Origin of the sequence: Clostridium sp. YIM B02555 (assembly GCF_022320955.1) — a bacterium.
Classification (GTDB): domain Bacteria; phylum Bacillota; class Clostridia; order Clostridiales; family Clostridiaceae; genus Clostridium; species Clostridium saccharoperbutylacetonicum.
On record NZ_JAKJJY010000016.1, the window covers coordinates 28,862 to 44,990 of the forward strand.

Here is a 16,129-nt window from a genome sequence, read left to right on the forward strand (position 1 = left end):
TTATAGGAGTAGATGATGAAAAGAGGAAGCGAATTAAGCGTTAAAATAGAAAAAACACAATTTCCATCGACAGGAATGGGATATGCTGAGGATAAAATAATATATGTTAAGAATACTTTCCCAGGTCAAACTATTACTGGAAGAGTTAAAAAGAAAAAAGAAGAGTATGCAGAACTTAAATTATTAAGTGTTGAAGAAAAGGCTGATTATGAAGTTGAATCAGTATGCTCTCATTTCGGTCTTTGTGGAGGGTGTTCTTCACAAACTATACCTTATGAAAAGCAATTAGAATTTTTAAGTGAAGAAGTTAAGAGCTTATTCAAAGAAGCTGATGTTGATATGGGCGAATATTTAGGAATAATGGGAAGTCCTGATCAATGGGAATACAGAAACAAGATGGAATTCACTTTTGGAGATGAAGCTAAAGGTGCACCACTTTCTCTTGGAATGCATATGAGAGGAAAGTCTTTTGGAATAGTAACAGTTGATGATTGCAAACTTGTTGATGAAGATTATAGAAAAATAATAAAATTAACAGTAGAATATTTCAGAGGAATAGATTTGCCTTATTATAGAGTAATGAAGGCAGAAGGATATTTAAGACATTTAGTAATAAGAAAAGCGCAAAATACAGGTGAAATCTTAGTTAATCTTGTTACTACAACTCAAATAGATTTTGACTTGGGTGAATATGTTAAATTACTAAAGGATCAAAGTTATAAAGGAAATTTAGTATCAATATTACATACAGAAAATGATTCAAGATCTGATGCTGTAATCCCAGAAAAGGTTAATGTATTGCACGGAAAAGATTACATTAGAGAAACCTTATTAGGATTACAATTTAATATATCACCATTTTCTTTTTTTCAAACAAACACAAAAGGAGCAGAAAGTCTTTATTCAATAGTTAAAGATTTTATGGGAGATAGCCAAGATAAAGTTGTATTTGATCTTTATTGTGGTACTGGAACTATCGGCCAAATAGTAGCCCCAAATGCTAAAAAAGTGGTAGGAATAGAACTTATAGAAGAAGCAGTTGAGGCTGCAAAAGAAAATGCTAAGTTAAATGGACTAAATAATTGTGAATTCTTAGCAGGAGATGTAGCTGAAATAATTAAAACAATAAAAGATAAACCAGAAATAATAATTCTAGACCCACCAAGAACAGGAGTGCATCCTAAGGCTTTAGATTATGTAATTAAATTCAATGCACCTGAAATAATTTACGTTTCTTGTAATCCAAAGACATTAGTTACTGATTTAAAGGTATTAACTGAGAGAGGATATAAGGTGATTCAGACTAAGGTGAAAGACATGTTCCCAAATACACCTCACGTTGAGACAGTTGTTAAGCTGGCATTGAACACTTAATGAAATCAAGCAAGCGCAGATTGAATTTAGTGTGAAAGCCCGCATACCGAAGCTTGCCTGAGGTATGTGTTCCTTGTAACAATTGCTGATATCAAAGGGTTTCAAGGTTTTTAAGAAAATTTCATAGTGTGTTTTATGTTCCCCAAGACTTCGGCGTTGGGGAATTTTTGCTTTAGGGGGTCTAACTTTTACGCAGAATTAATGATTTTGAGTATTTGTATGAGTTTTGCGAAATTGTTTAATATAAATAATGTATTGTTAAACTCCTAAGTAGCTGAGTAGTTTCAATAAGTATAATATAGTTAGATGGTACTGGTGTTGGCCAGAAAATAGATTTAGAACATTGAAAGGTCACTTAAAGGCTAAAAAAATTTGGTGATGGTATTAAAGATCTGGTTTCCAAGAAATGATCTTTGATAGTTATGAAAATTATTTTGATATTATTCTAGTCAAGTCAATTAGCCGCTTTAGCAGAAATACTGTTGATTTAATAGATACAGTTAATAAGCCAGATCTTTAGGAATTGAAGTGATATTTAATCAGGAAGATGTAAGTAGCAAAGATAGAGATAGTGACTTAGTTATGGCACTATCAGCTTCACTTGCTCAATCAGAAAGTGAGTCATTAAGTGTAGCAATTAAATGGGGATTAAAGTGTGGATTTGAATCTGGAGAATCAAAGCTTTATACTCGAAAGTGTATGGCTATGGCCAGTCAGAAATAGGTGAATTAGTTATTAATGAGGAACAGGCTGAGGTGGTAAGAAAAGTTTTTGATTTGTATTTAAGTGGATATAGTATAAACATGATTATGAAGGAATTAGCATTTAACAATATAAAGTCTTCTACAGGAAAAGATATATGGTCCAAACGTACTATTCAGAAAATGCTTACAAATGAAAAGTACATAGGTAATGTAATTTTAGGAAAAACATATACTGGACAGTTCCTAATACCCAGCAAAAAATAAATTATGGAGAACAGGAACAATATTTAATGAAAGATTCTCATGAACCTATTATTATTAACGAGGTATTTCAGAAGGTTCAAGAAGAGATGAAATCTAGGAGTAATATTGAAGTAGTGAATGGGAAAACAAAAAGAAAGGGTACGCATTACAGTTCAAAGGATATAGAGAGGCAGGATACTAATTAGGTATAGAAATAAGTGCGTAGAATAGATTAACTGTTCTAAGGTAAGAATTATTATGTGAAAGATTTAAATAATAATTAGTTTAGTGTAAAATGAGATAAATATTAAGCATAGATGAGAGGAAATCGAAATGAACGGAACAAAGAGAAGTAATATTAAAATAGGAGCGACAGTTCTAGTTGTTCAAAAGCAAGATCAACGTACAGGAAAATTAACAGAAGGAATAGTGGCAAAGATACTTACCAATTCATCAGAGCATCATCATGGTATAAAAGTGATGCTTGATAATGGTATTGTTGGTAGAGTGAAAGAGATAAAGTAACAGTTATTATATATAAAAGTATGGAATATTGCTAAAAAATATAGAGAGTACAACTAGGAATTGGTACAATTTTGCGGATTTATTTAGAGTACCTATTACACGTTGAAACAGCGGTAAAGATAGTAAAGAAATAGGTTGGTATGAAAGGCTTTCAAGGATTTTAGATAAATATTGAAGTGTGTTTTATGTTCCCTCAGATTACGGTTTGAGGGGATTTTACTTTTTAGGGCTAACTTTTACGCAGAAATAGGGATACTTGCGTTAAGACCTAGGTTTTGAGTATTTGTTTATTTTGCAGTGAAAAACATACATTTCGTGCATCATATGTAAAACCTGTGCAGTATATCTATTAACAGCACAGGTTTTGCATAATCCGGAACTTTTGAAAACATGAGTTATTTAATGTTTTATAACTTAAACAAAAATCAAATCTATAAATGAATTAATTAAAGCAGTTGGATCATCTAATCCTTTTTCAGGTTCCATATGTCCAGCAGAATTAAGCTGAACAAGACCAAAAATAAATGAAGATGCTATTGCTGTTAATTGTTGTGGTGATTTACTGATAGTATGTTTTTGTTCATGTGCTTTTTCAAAACATGAATAGATTAGTCCAAACAGTTCACGTGCTGAAATGTGTAGGTCAGGATATTGATCATTGGCGAATTGTTTGCTAAACATTAGTTGATAAAGTTCTTGATTATTTATACCAAAATCATAAAAAGTATAGAAAACTTCATAAACAAGCTTTCTAGGCTCGTTTATCTATTCAATCAATTTGCAGATGCAACTTTTTAGCATTTCAAAATCTTCAGTTACAATGGCTGCAAGTAAGTCTTCCTTATTTTTGAAATATACATAAACTGCACCTCTAGATAAATTCATTTCTTTTCCAAGGTCACGCATGTTAACTGAATTAATACCACTTTTATCAATCATTTGTCTTGTGACATCGATCAGCTTTTGTTTTGTATCATTACCGTTTTTCATAGTATCCTCTTTTCTAAAACAGCAATTTTTAGTATGACGTTTTTATTGCTTAATATAGAATCAATATTGCGTATTAATTGGGAAAATGTAAGTGTTTTAAAAAGTGGTGCTTTACAGTTCCACATTACAGCATATTTTGTGTTTAGCGTAATCTTTGCATTAGGAGTAAGTTTATTTTCAGCATGGCTATATTACTACTTTCAATATGATAGAATCAAGCAGCTTACACACAGACAAAAATTAGAAAGAATGATATTAGAAAATAAATGGTATGAAGCAGAGCAAGTGCAATCAAGCAGTTTCTTCAAAGACTTACCTTCTGGAAAAACAAAGGAAAGAATAACTCATTTTTCAAAAATGTACTACAGGCTGAAAAATGGTTTGATTCATATTCAAGTAGAAATTACATTAGGTGAATATCAAGATCAACTTTTACATCTTGAAAATGGTCTATATTGTGAACTTACTGGCAAAGAATTGAAAGATTCTTATGTAGAATACACATTGCTTTATGATACAATAGCAAACAGTATTTCTATTGAAGATGTGCAGGCTGAACATGGAAAGTTAAGATTAATGAAAAATATCTACGGGGAATATGATAAACTACCTCATATGTTTATTGCAGGTGGTACTGGTGGATGAAAAAGTTATTTTATTCTCGCACTAATTGAATCTCAAAATCCTCGCTATATGTTGAAAACAAAGGCATTTAAGCAATTTCGTAGACTAAGGAGATAATTATATTTTGCATGTCGTGCTACAGTTGAACAGTTCTGCAACAGAGTATTTTTTAGAGTATAGGAATTTATATAGAGTTAATCAAGATTAATTTAAAATGTTTTTGTATAGAAAAACCATGAAATTGCTCAGGTTCATGGTTTTTTCAATAGGCTAGATTCACGTATAAGTAATTTAGGTGATATTAGGGTTATTTCATTCTGAGAATTTGGATTTTGAATTTTTTTCATTATAATTTCAGCTGCCACTTCACCAAGTTTAAATGTATCTACATCTAGACAAGTTAAGGATGGAGTGGTATAAGCAGAAAATGGTTCATTGTCAAAAGTCACAATTCCAATATCTGTGGGGCTATTTAGGCCCTTTTCTTTAAGTGCTTTAAGTACACCAAATGCAACATAATTATTTATACATAGTATGGCATCTATTTCAGGAAAATCTGATAATAATTGAAGTGTAAGTTCATAACCACTTTCCTTGTCTGAGTTGCCTTCTTTTATGTATAAATTATTTTTAGTAAAATTTAATTTAGAAAGTATGTTTTTATAACCAAGAAGCCGATTGAAAGATATTATTTCATTTGACTTGCCACCAATAAAGGCTATATTTTTATAACCTTGTTCTATTAAATGACATGTGGCCAGTTCTCCTCCTACAGTATTATTAACATCAACCCAGCTGGTACTATTCTTAAATTCCTTTGGCTGACCAATAAGTACATAAGGAAAGTTTAAACCGTTGAGTTTACTAATAATTTCCGAATTGACTATTGAGGTAGGTATTATGATTCCATCTACTTTTTTACTATATATCAATCGATTTAGAAATTCTGCTTTGCATTCTAGTGAATTTATGTTTGATAGGGTTAACTCATAGTTATTGATTCCAACTATACTTTCAACTCCACCAATAATATTATAGAAAAAGAAATCAAGAAAATATTCCTTTCTGCTAATATCTACTAGAAGACCTATATTAAAACTATTTTGGCGAGCTAGCTGCCTTGCCGAATTATTTGGAATATAGTTAAGCTCTTTCATAATGTTTCTTACTTTGAGCTTTGTACTTTCAGAAATAGATTTATGATTATTTATAACTTTGGATACCGTTGATTTAGATACATTTGCTGCGTGAGCTATATCATTTATAGTAACTTTCATTTTTAACTCCTTATGTGTGAAATTGATTATTTAAATATTATAAAACATTATTTAATTTTTTTCGATATGTACATTGTTATTAATAATATTACTATTTATTGTAAAGTATTTTAGAAATTTTTTATACTTCTATAAGTTTAGCATAATAATCTAAAAATACATATATAGTTGCACATTTCAGAGTTAAAGATTAAATTTATTTATATCATCTAAATCCTCTTAAACTCATTTAAACTTCATTCTCTAAATTGAAAAATGGATTTCCAATTGTACTCATTGCATAATTTATAAATTTGTTCACAAGCATAAAGACTATTACCTAAAATGTAGGTATTAAGTGTTATAAACTTATATTTTAATTTTTTCATAAGTCTTTTGGCATGTGCCTTATTAAAACAATATATCCGGTGGAAGTTAATACAATATATTGAAATTTATTCAATATTGCAGTATACTAAAATAAGTAAACCGGTTTCCTGAATTTGCAATATATTTAAAGAATTTGTAAGACAGAAGAATATAACTTTCTATTTCATAATATGCTTATTTGAATGAATTAATAAAAAGATGATTTTTAGTATTTTGTTTATAAGCCCAGTAGTTACAAGAAGTAAATATTTTCTGTAAAAGATTATAAATTAGGAGGGAGAATTGAAAAATGGTAAAAAAAAATAAAGTATTAGCATCAATCGTGGCAGCAACTTTAGTTGTAGGAACATTTGTAGGATGTGGAGGAACAACAGCTACAAGTAACAATGCTAAAGAAATTACAGTTTGGTCACATTTGAAAGAAAAAGAGATTGCAGAGCTTACTAAAGTAGCGGAAAAATGGGGAAGTGAAAAGGGAGTTAAGGTTAATGTTGTAGATGATAAAGGGGAGATGCAAGCATATATACAAGCCGCTAATAGTTCTAAAGGTCCAGATATACTTTTTGGTGTACCTAATGATAACTTAGGAACATTTCAAAAAGCTGGTTTACTTTCAGAAGTGCCAAGTGGTTTTATAGATGAGAGTAAATATACATCTAAACAAGTAATAGATTCAGTGACTATAGAAGGAAAAAAATATGCAGTTCCATTAGCAGCTGAAACTAGTGCTCTATTTTATAATAAAGATAAAGTTTCAGAAGTACCAAAAACTATGGAAGAAGTTGTTGAATTAGGCAAAAAAGTAGGATTTGAATACGATGTAACTGATTTATACAGAAGTTATGGATTTTTAGCATCGCAAGGTAGCTATATTTTTAAAAATAATAATGGAACTGTTGATTCAAACGATATTGGATTAGGCAATGAAGGTGCGATAAAAGGGTATCAATTCATTCAAGATTTAATTGTTAAAGACAAATTAATGTCTCAAGATATTACTGATGATATAGCTAAAGCAGATTTCCAATCAGGTAAATCAGCATTTTATATTTCAGGACCATGGGATATAGAAGCATTTAAAGATTCAGGAATTGATTTTGGTATAGCTCCAATGCCAACATTAGGTGGGAAAACTGTTTCAACGTTGATGGGAGTTCAAACTGCATTTGTAAGTTCAAAGTCACCTAATCAAGACTTATCATGGGAGTTAATGAAGTATCTTATGGAAAATAGTGATGATCTAATGATTAAGCAAGGAAATAGAATTCCAGTTTCAAAAGCAGGTATAGAAAGTGATGCGTTTAAAGCGGCCGGAAACATGGATGTATTTGCTAAACAATTAGAAGTTGCTACAGCAATGCCTAATATTCCAGAAATTCAAACTACTTGGACTCCGGTAAAAAATAATATAATATCTTTAATAAGCGGATCAATGGATTCGAAAGAAACTGCAAAACAAATAGTAGATCAAATTAAAGAAGGTATAAAGCAACAAAAATAAAAAAGTAAATTAAGAAAATAACATGTAGTGCTAAAGTGATTGAAAACAATTAACTTTAGCATCTTTTTAATATTAATATTTTCAAAATACACAAGCCAAAAGAAGTTCTCTAGCTATATAGTGGATTTTAGTGTACATTCTATGTAATTACATTGGTAAATGTTTTCAGAAATGTATTGAAATCCATTTAAGATGGTAGTATACTAAATAGGGAAACCGGTTTACCTAATGTAATATATTTAAAGAAATAAAGGAATGCGAAGACGACGATATTTTTGATTTTTATGTGCTTATTTTGATGAAATTATGACAAGGTAATTTTATAAAATCATTTATTAGTTTTTCATAATTATGTGAATGACTAATAAAAATATATAATAGTGGGGGAAAGTTATGTTTAGAAGAAAATTTAACAAGGTAATATTATCTATTTTAGTTGCAACAATTGTTTCGAGTACTAACGTGTTTATGAGTGGAACCAAGGCACAAGCGGCAATTGGAAATTTAAGTGAAAACGATACTATTTATCAAATTATGGTAGACAGATTTTATGATGGAGATAAAACAAATAATGCTACAGGAGATGCATTTCGTAATACAGAAAATCTTGAAGATGATTTTAGATATATGCACGGCGGAGATTGGCAAGGTATTATTGATAAGTTAGATTATATTAAGGACATGGGATACTCAGCCATTTGGATATCACCGGTTGCGGAACCACAAATGTGGTCTAGAGCTGATAGCACAGGAAAAGTATGGCCTACAGCTTACCATGGATATAATGTGAAAGATCCTAATAAGGCAAATCCTTATTTTGGAACAAAAGAAAAGCTAAAGGAGTTAGTAGATAAAGCTCACGAAAAGGGGATTAAAGTAATAATAGATATAGTTCCAAATCATGTTGGTGATTATATGTCAGGAAAACAAGCTTATTATGACATCAAGGGGTTTGAGCCGGCAGCACCTTTTAATAATCCAAATTGGTATCATCATAATGGCGATATTGATTGGTCAAGAGAACACTCTGATCCCCAAATGTTAGAAGATCATGATTTGGGTGGTTTAGATGATTTAGATCAAGATAATTCTGATGCTAAGGCAGCTATGAATAATGCTATTAAGTCATGGTTTGATTATACTGGAGCTGATGCAGCAAGGGTTGACGCAGCAAAATGTATGAAACCATCCTATATTAACGAGTTACAAAAGTATATAGGAGTTAATACTTTTGGAGAAAATTTTGATATGAATGTAGATTTTGTGAAGAAGTGGGTTGGATCCAATGCAGAATGGGGAATGCTAGATTTTCCATTATATCAAGCAATAAATAATGATTTTGCATCAGGACAATCTTTTGATGACATGTCATCATCAGGTACTTGCTCTATTAAAAATATTTTAGCACAAGACAATAAATATAATGGTTATGCAAATCATATGGTAACTTTTATAGATAATCATGATCGTAATAGATTTTTAACAGTAGCAAATGGTAATGTAAAAAAACTCCAAAATGCACTTGTTTTCATGTTTACTGTAAGAGGGGTACCAACAGTATTTCAAGGTACAGAGCAAAACAAAGGTAATGGAAATGGAGCAATTCTAAATGGTATTGCAGATACATGGAATCGTTGGTCAATGGTTAAAAAGGACTATAATGGAAATGTAATTACAGATTATTTTAATGAGAATACAGATACTTATAAACTAATTAGCAAATTGAATTCATTTAGGCAAAAATATGAAGCCTTAAGAGAAGGTACTCAAAGAGAAATGTGGTCTTCACCACATTTATATGCATTCTCAAGAAGGATGGATTCAGGAGAAAATGTTGGACAAGAAGTGGTAAATGTATTTAATAATTCAGATGGAGATCAAAGTGCGACCATTCCAATTAGAGCTGAAAGTACTATAAAAATTGGAGATAAACTTGTAAATCTTTTTGATGTAAATGATTCGATCACAGTTCAACAAGGAGGTGTTACAGGAAAACAAATATCAGTGAATTTAGGAGAAAATAGTGGGAAGATTTATGTTGTTAATAATGAAACACCAAATCCAGATCAAAAGAACGTACAATATAAAGTTTTATATAAGAATACTAATGCAAAAAAAGTAACACTTCATTATGGAACTAATGGATGGAAAAACATTCAAGATGTAAATATGACTAAGAATTCCAATGGAGAATTTGAAGCAACTATTACAGTAAATAATAATGATATTCTAAATTACTGTATTCATATTATTTCACCAACAGACTATTGGGATAATAATGGTGGACAGAATTGGAATGTGAAAGTGACTAAGGCAGAAGATTATATAAATGATGGTGTGAAGAGTAATTTGAAGAGCGTTAATACAACTACATCAGCAGCGATAGAATCTGGTATTGATAGTACTGTAAATCGTTAAATATAAATGTTAATTTAAAGAAAAATTCCATCATGCACATTATATAGAGAAAAAATGTTGGAAATGCTAAAATCACTAAAACTGAAACACTTAAAGGTATATCTCAATTGAATCAGAAAAGATACTATAATTATTGTGTTTATATACAATTATCAAAAGATTATTGTAATAATAATGAAGTTAATTTTGGCACATAAAAATATTAAATATCTACTTTTCGCTTCTAACTGGAAAAACCGCATGGAGATCCTAAAGCCTTATAAAATCCATGTTTCCATAATGAAGCGAAATATAGGTAGATAATAATGTATAAATTAGGAGGAATAATTGATGAAAGGTGAAATAATATATCAAATTTTTCCAGACAGATTTAATAAATCAAGACAAAATAATAATGTTGAAGGTTTAAAAGAATGGGAAAGTGAAGTTGATGGACAATGTGTTATGGGAGGTGATTTAATTGGAATTAAAGAGAAACTTGATTATCTATCAAAACTCGGTGTTAGTGCAATTTATTTAAATCCAATTTTTCAGGCAAATTCTAATCATAAGTATGATACTGTTAACTATTATAATATAGATAGTTCTTTTGGAACTTTAGATGATTTTAGAGAATTAGTAGATTCATGTCATAAAAAAAATATAAAAGTTATTATTGATGGAGTTTTTAACCATACTAGCCCAGATTTTTTTGCTTTCAAAGATATATTAGAAAATCAAGAGAGATCAAAATATAAGGATTGGTATACTATTTTTAGTTATCCAGTTAAAGTGGAAAGTCTACCTAATTATAGAAATTTTGGAGGATGTATAGATATGCCGCGTCTTAATACTGAAAATGTTGAAGTTCAAAAGTATATAGTTGATGTTATTAAGTATTGGGAAGGGATGAAAATAGATGGATTAAGACTAGATGTACCATATTATATTGAAGACTCTATGTTAGAAAAAATAAGAAAATCTACTAGCTTATATATAGTAGGTGAAATATGGGGGTGTGGCAAGAAATTTGTGCCTCAATATTTTGATGGAGTAATGAATTATTCATTTAGAGATTTAGTGCAAAAAGCAGTTATAAGACAAAGCATTGATGCCTCAATATTCATAGATGAATGGAATTTCATAGAAGAAACATACGGGCAGAATATACATTGCTGCTTTAATATGTCTGGAAGTCATGATACAGAAAGGATTTTTAATTTCTGCAGAGGAGATATAAAGAGAGAAAAATTATTCTATGCATTTTTATTTTTATTCCCAGGAATGCCTCTTGTATATTATGGAGATGAAATAGGTATGAAAGGAGAAAATGACCCTTATTGTAGAGGAACTATGGAATGGAATGAAAGTAAATGGAATTATGATATATATAATCATGTAAAAGGTTTAATAGAACTTAGAAATAGTAGTGAAGCATTGCAAAAAGGGACTATACAATTTGTTGGACATAAAGAAATGATGTTTGCATTTGAAAGAGTGCATGGAGAAAAAAGAGTTAAAGTATTTATGAATTTTGGACATAGCAAACAGTCTATTGATGGATTTGAACTAGATGGTCTTAGTTACAAAGTTATAGTTTAGCATTCAAGGATAACTTTGCAAGTTATAAAATAGCAACTTTAAACAATCAATGTTCTTTAATTGGACATTGGTTATCACAATATGTTTATCTGTTTGGATAAATATATGAATAAATTTCATTGATTTTATTTTTTTCCATGATAAAAATCATAGAGAAAAAGGCATATATTTAAATTTGGCTTTATTAGTAAATTCAATTAGTATAATATATTTTAGTGATATTGACATAAGAGATTAAATAAATTATTTATATAGAAAAGTAAGATTAAGAAATACTAGATTTAAATTTTTTTATATCAAAGAGGTGGGCAATTATGAAACAAGCCAAAACAAAAAAAATAACACATACTTTGAAATCAGTGCCGTATTTATTACCAGCCATTATTTCAATAATTATATTTTCAATATTACCAATACTTAATACAATATATTTGGCATTTACAGACTATACTATGTATTCACAAGGAAAAATTAATTTTGTAGGAATTGCAAATTTTAAAGAAGTATTTGCTGGTCCATTTAAAGAAGTATTTTTTCCGGTATTTATATGGACATGTGTCTTTGCTACATTGGCAACTGCAGGAACATTTTTGTTAGGACTAATTATGGCAATTCTTGTAAATAATGAAAATATAAAAGAACGAGGGCTTTATAAAGCAATTTTAATTATTCCATGGGCATTACCAGCTACTGTTGCAATACTTTCATGGCAAGGTTTATTAAATGGAAGTTATGGGGCAATTAATAATTTACTTATAAGTGTACATGCTATTTCAGCGCCTATTCCATGGTTAACTAATCCATTATGGGCAAGAATTGCAATAATCATAGTAACTATATGGCTAGGATTTCCATATGCCATGAATATTTGTTTGGGTTCACTTCAATCGATACCTAAAACATATTATGAAGCAGCTGACGTTGATGGAGCCAGCAAGTTTGTAAAATTTATTAAAATAACTTTACCTTCGCTTGCACAAACAGCATATCCATTAGTTATTTCATCCTTTGCATTTAACTTTAATAATTTTGGTCAAGCATATTTAATTACTAATGGTAATCCGGCAAGACCTGGAACACAATTTGCAGGTTTCACAGATATATTGGCTTCAGTAAATTATAAATTGTCAATAACATTTGGAAGATATGAAATTGCTTCCACTATAAGCATTATTATATTTATAATTTTAGCTACAATTTCATACATACAAATGAAAGCATCAGGACAATTTGAGGAGGTTGATTAAAATGACATCAAATGCAGGGAATTTGAAATTAAATAATACAGAAGGACAAAGTGAAGAAATACAAAACATAAAATTAAAATATGTAAAAAAATTAAGACCAGCAGAAATAAGAACTGCATGGATTTCAAGGATAGTACTTTGGATTATGATTGTAATAGTTCTTATTCCAATCATGGCAGTTGTTTCAGCATCTATGGCTAAAGGTAATTCATTTACGCAAACCTCTATTTTTCCTAAATCATTTACTTTAGAGAATTATGTAAAAGTAATAACTCAAACTAAGTTTTTAATATGGGCAAGAAATTCATTAGTTGTTTGTTTTAGCGTTGCTATGATGCAGCTAATCATGACAATTCCAGCAGCTTTTGCGTTTTCTAAGCTTAGGTTTAAAGGTAGAAAATTTGGACTTATGGCACTTTTGATATTACAGATGTTTCCAAATACAATGGCATTACCAGCAATTTTAAGTGTTGCATATAATATTCGGGGTGGAATGGATAATTTATTACCATTAATATTAATTATATCAGTAGGTAGTGCATATAACATCTGGCTTATGAAGGGATACATGGATGGAATTCCAAAAGAATTAACTGAAACTGCATATATAGATGGAGCAACAACTTTTCAAGCTTTCATTAAGGTAGTATTGCCACTAATAAAGAATATGATAATAGTAATATTTATATTTGCTTTTGTTGGAGCTTATAGCGAATTTTTATTTACATCAGCTCTTATAAAAGATCAATATACAGAAACTCTAGCAACAGGTATGCAAGGATTCATTAAAGATCATTTTTCAGCTAACTGGACTCAATATTCAGCGGCTGCAATAATGGCATCATTACCAGTTGTTTTGATATCAGTATTTTCACAAAAATTCTTTGCAAAAGGATTAACTGCTGGATCAGTAAAAGGCTAAAGTGTGGACGTGAGTATATAATGAAGCCAACTAAGGGTTAGAAAATAAGTAGCAATTTTAATAAAATTAAAAAGTTTTTCTATAAAAATCTTTCAACTAAAGAAAATTCAAAAAACAATGATGTAACTATTAAAAAATCTAAAAGTTTGCATTTTAAATTATTGGAAAGTATATTCTGTATTTCAATTATTCCAATAATAATTATTTGCAGCGTTACTTTTATTAAAATTAATTTTATTAAGTAATGTTAATTCATAAGCTGAAGATGTGAATTCAGAATCATTGATTTTAAATGATAAAAGTAAGGAATTATCGTTAGCTATATCTAATGTAAATGAGACTTTAGGCAAGATTGATCTTGGAACTATAGATTCTACAAATAATTTGGAATCTTTAGTGTTAAATATGGAGGAGGTATCAAATCCAATGATCAAAGTAGCGTAATAGTTATATATAAGTGAAAAGGGGAAGGAATTCTTATGAGATTCGAAGCTGTATATCATAGAGCCTCAGATAACTTATGTTATTCAATTGATAAAGACAATTTAATTGTAAATATAAAGACTGGTTATGATGTAGAAAAAGTGTTTATATATTATGGTGATCCATTTGATGGAGGAATTTTAGGTGGCGAATGGAAATGGAAAGGAAAAAGAGAAGAAATTCCATTTAAAAAGAGATTAAAGCACCAAATATGGTGGACAACTACTTTGAAACTGAAGTATAAAAGATGTAAATACTATTTTGAATTAACGGGGAATGAAGAAACCTGGTTTTATTTTGAAGATTGTTTTTTAAGTGAAAAACAAATGCAATTGGACGGAAAAATGTTGCAATGTTTTACATTTCCATGGATGAATGAAGCTGATATAAATAAAACACCAGCATGGGTAAATGATATGGTTTGGTATCAGATATTCCCAGAGCGTTTTTGTAATGGAAATCCTTCAATTAATCCCAAAGGGGTCCAGCCTTGGCATAAAGGAGGCGTTACAAATGAAGAGTTTTATGGTGGGGATTTGCAGGGGATAATAAATAAATTAAATTATTTAAAAGAAATAGGAATTACAGGCATATATTTAAATCCAATATTCGAATCTCCGTCAGCACATAAATATGATACAACTGATTATATGAAAATAGATCCTAATTTTGGAGATGAAAATGTATTTAGAAAGCTTGTAAATAAAGCACATGAAAAAGGGATTAGGATTATGCTTGATGGAGTGTTTAATCATTGTGGAGCTAAGTTTGGGCCATGGTTAGATGTACTTGAAAATGGTCCTAGTTCCAAATATTATAGTTGGTTTATGGTAAATAAGTGGCCTTTTGATGATAATAAGCACGATACAAAGGATGGACGATTTTATTCTTTTGCCTTTAATCAGAAAATGCCAAAATTAAATACAAATAATCCAGAAGTAATTGATTATTTAATTAAGGTATGTGAGTATTGGGTAAAAAATTATAAGATTGATGGATTAAGATTAGATGTTGCAAATGAAATTTCGCATAAGTTCTGTAAGAAGCTTAGAGAAAAAATGAAATCGTTAAATCCAGACTTCTATATTTTAGGTGAAATATGGCATGATTCTATTCCTTGGCTTAGAGGTGATGAATTTGATGCTATTATGAATTATTCACTAACTAGTAGTATATCAGACTTCTGGATAGATAAGAGTTTAACTAAGGATGATTTTGAGTACACAATAAATAGATGCTATACAATATATATGCAGCAAAATAATGATGTGTTATTTAATTTGTTGGATTCTCATGATACAGAACGCTTAATTTCAAGAGTAAAAGACATTAACGTATTTTATCAACAGCTAGCTGTACTATTTACGATGCCAGGAAGTCCATGCATATTTTATGGTACAGAAGTTGCACTTGAAGGAAAGTATGATCCCGATTGCCGAAGATGTATGCCATGGGATGAAATAAAAAGTGGAATTTATGATGATAAGATTAATATAATGAAGGCGTTGATTAATTTAAGAAAAGAGCAAAAATTATTTAGAAGCCGTAATTTTCATTTTCCAAATACAATTAAAAATAGCAGGGTAATAGAATATATTAAAATAGATGAAAATGAAAATAGGTTAGAAATTTTACTAAATTGTTCAAATATAGATGTTTTAATAGAGAATAATGGCAGTGTTTTGTTTAGTAATTTATATTCTAATAATAGACTGCTTAAAAAAGGTGTATTAATTAGAAAGATTGATTCTATATAAGGTTCAATCAAATAAATAACAAGTCCGTTTACATCATGGGCTGATAAAAAATATCCATTTTGCGATTTGATTTTATTTATAAATGAAAAATATATTTAATTAAATCAGCAATAT

General features: G+C 29.7%; 16 protein-coding genes and 1 pseudogene. 14 read left to right on the forward strand and 3 right to left on the reverse strand.

Annotated features, from left to right (window positions below):
• The first annotated feature begins 15 nt into the window (after nt 1-15).
• From rlmD to L3B98_RS19410, 6 genes are all read left to right on the forward strand, one after another.
• A complete protein-coding gene (gene rlmD / locus L3B98_RS19390; protein ID WP_238917908.1) occupies nt 16-1,374 on the forward strand; it encodes a 23S rRNA (uracil(1939)-C(5))-methyltransferase RlmD in 1,359 nt (452 codons plus the stop codon).
• A gap of 406 nt (nt 1,375-1,780) precedes the next feature.
• A complete protein-coding gene (locus L3B98_RS19395; RefSeq protein WP_238917909.1) occupies nt 1,781-1,894 on the forward strand; it encodes a recombinase family protein in 114 nt (37 codons plus the stop codon).
• Nucleotides 1,895-1,902: 8 nt separating this feature from the next.
• Complete coding sequence (locus L3B98_RS19400) at nt 1,903-2,097, forward strand: hypothetical protein (RefSeq protein ID WP_238917910.1); 195 nt, start codon at nt 1,903-1,905, stop codon at nt 2,095-2,097.
• Entirely contained in the window at nt 2,070-2,342 is a 273-nt protein-coding gene (locus L3B98_RS28985) for a recombinase family protein (RefSeq protein WP_343073697.1), read from the forward strand. Before L3B98_RS19400 ends, L3B98_RS28985 begins: the two co-directional genes overlap by 28 nt.
• A 26-nt stretch (nt 2,343-2,368) precedes the next feature.
• Nucleotides 2,369-2,527, forward strand: coding sequence for a hypothetical protein (locus tag L3B98_RS28990; protein WP_275298463.1), 159 nt, complete (start codon nt 2,369-2,371; stop codon nt 2,525-2,527).
• Between the two features lie 127 nt (nt 2,528-2,654).
• The gene (locus L3B98_RS19410) at nt 2,655-2,846 is read left to right on the forward strand and encodes a YwbE family protein (protein ID WP_015395237.1); all 192 of its coding nucleotides are present in this window, start codon (nt 2,655-2,657) and stop codon (nt 2,844-2,846) included.
• Between the two features lie 414 nt (nt 2,847-3,260).
• On the opposite strand, the gene L3B98_RS19415 is transcribed toward L3B98_RS19410, so the two are convergent.
• Nucleotides 3,261-3,611, reverse strand: coding sequence for a WHG domain-containing protein (locus L3B98_RS19415; protein WP_343073698.1), 351 nt, complete (start codon nt 3,609-3,611; stop codon nt 3,261-3,263).
• Nucleotides 3,612-3,836, reverse strand: coding sequence for a TetR/AcrR family transcriptional regulator (locus tag L3B98_RS19420; protein ID WP_238917912.1), 225 nt, complete (start codon nt 3,834-3,836; stop codon nt 3,612-3,614).
• Between the two features lie 45 nt (nt 3,837-3,881).
• Here L3B98_RS19420 and L3B98_RS19425 point away from each other — a divergent pair.
• Nucleotides 3,882-4,478: pseudogene (locus L3B98_RS19425) on the forward strand (ATP-binding protein); the annotation flags it as partial.
• A 233-nt stretch (nt 4,479-4,711) separates the two neighbouring features.
• Here the strand turns inward: L3B98_RS19425 and L3B98_RS19430 are convergent.
• A complete protein-coding gene (locus tag L3B98_RS19430; RefSeq protein WP_238917913.1) occupies nt 4,712-5,737 on the reverse strand; it encodes a LacI family DNA-binding transcriptional regulator in 1,026 nt (341 codons plus the stop codon).
• A 658-nt stretch (nt 5,738-6,395) separates the two neighbouring features.
• Here L3B98_RS19430 and L3B98_RS19435 point away from each other — a divergent pair.
• From L3B98_RS19435 to L3B98_RS19465, 7 genes are all read left to right on the forward strand, one after another.
• Nucleotides 6,396-7,607: a maltose ABC transporter substrate-binding protein gene (locus L3B98_RS19435; protein ID WP_238917914.1), complete on the forward strand. Its 1,212-nt coding sequence runs from the start codon at nt 6,396-6,398 to the stop codon at nt 7,605-7,607.
• 393 nt (nt 7,608-8,000) lie between these two features.
• Nucleotides 8,001-10,025 (forward strand): alpha-amylase family glycosyl hydrolase, encoded by a 2,025-nt coding sequence (locus L3B98_RS19440; RefSeq protein WP_238917915.1) that lies wholly within the window; start codon nt 8,001-8,003, stop codon nt 10,023-10,025.
• A 330-nt stretch (nt 10,026-10,355) separates the two neighbouring features.
• The gene (locus tag L3B98_RS19445; protein WP_238917916.1) at nt 10,356-11,606 is read left to right on the forward strand and encodes a glycoside hydrolase family 13 protein; all 1,251 of its coding nucleotides are present in this window, start codon (nt 10,356-10,358) and stop codon (nt 11,604-11,606) included.
• Nucleotides 11,607-11,920: 314 nt separating this feature from the next.
• Nucleotides 11,921-12,853, forward strand: coding sequence for a sugar ABC transporter permease (locus L3B98_RS19450; RefSeq protein ID WP_015395230.1), 933 nt, complete (start codon nt 11,921-11,923; stop codon nt 12,851-12,853).
• 1 nt (nt 12,854) lies between these two features.
• A complete protein-coding gene (locus tag L3B98_RS19455; protein ID WP_238917917.1) occupies nt 12,855-13,775 on the forward strand; it encodes an ABC transporter permease subunit in 921 nt (306 codons plus the stop codon).
• 267 nt (nt 13,776-14,042) lie between these two features.
• Nucleotides 14,043-14,219: a hypothetical protein gene (locus L3B98_RS19460; protein WP_156875947.1), complete on the forward strand. Its 177-nt coding sequence runs from the start codon at nt 14,043-14,045 to the stop codon at nt 14,217-14,219.
• A gap of 35 nt (nt 14,220-14,254) precedes the next feature.
• Nucleotides 14,255-16,015, forward strand: coding sequence for a glycoside hydrolase family 13 protein (locus tag L3B98_RS19465; protein WP_238917918.1), 1,761 nt, complete (start codon nt 14,255-14,257; stop codon nt 16,013-16,015).
• Nucleotides 16,016-16,129: the final 114 nt, after the last annotated feature.

What these genes read in the sequence shown, in the direction of transcription:
- rlmD (WP_238917908.1), top strand. Translation starts at nt 16, where the DNA reads ATGAAAAGAGGAAGCGAATTAAGCGTTAAAATAGAAAAAACACAATTT.
- L3B98_RS19395 (WP_238917909.1), top strand. Translation starts at nt 1,781, where the DNA reads ATGATCTTTGATAGTTATGAAAATTATTTTGATATTATTCTAGTCAAG.
- L3B98_RS28990 (WP_275298463.1), top strand. Translation starts at nt 2,369, where the DNA reads ATGAAAGATTCTCATGAACCTATTATTATTAACGAGGTATTTCAGAAG.
- L3B98_RS19410 (WP_015395237.1), top strand. Translation starts at nt 2,655, where the DNA reads ATGAACGGAACAAAGAGAAGTAATATTAAAATAGGAGCGACAGTTCTA.
- L3B98_RS19420 (WP_238917912.1), bottom strand. Translation starts at nt 3,836, where the DNA reads ATGAAAAACGGTAATGATACAAAACAAAAGCTGATCGATGTCACAAGA.
- L3B98_RS19430 (WP_238917913.1), bottom strand. Translation starts at nt 5,737, where the DNA reads ATGAAAGTTACTATAAATGATATAGCTCACGCAGCAAATGTATCTAAA.
- L3B98_RS19435 (WP_238917914.1), top strand. Translation starts at nt 6,396, where the DNA reads ATGGTAAAAAAAAATAAAGTATTAGCATCAATCGTGGCAGCAACTTTA.
- L3B98_RS19440 (WP_238917915.1), top strand. Translation starts at nt 8,001, where the DNA reads ATGTTTAGAAGAAAATTTAACAAGGTAATATTATCTATTTTAGTTGCA.
- L3B98_RS19445 (WP_238917916.1), top strand. Translation starts at nt 10,356, where the DNA reads ATGAAAGGTGAAATAATATATCAAATTTTTCCAGACAGATTTAATAAA.
- L3B98_RS19450 (WP_015395230.1), top strand. Translation starts at nt 11,921, where the DNA reads ATGAAACAAGCCAAAACAAAAAAAATAACACATACTTTGAAATCAGTG.
- L3B98_RS19455 (WP_238917917.1), top strand. Translation starts at nt 12,855, where the DNA reads ATGACATCAAATGCAGGGAATTTGAAATTAAATAATACAGAAGGACAA.
- L3B98_RS19465 (WP_238917918.1), top strand. Translation starts at nt 14,255, where the DNA reads ATGAGATTCGAAGCTGTATATCATAGAGCCTCAGATAACTTATGTTAT.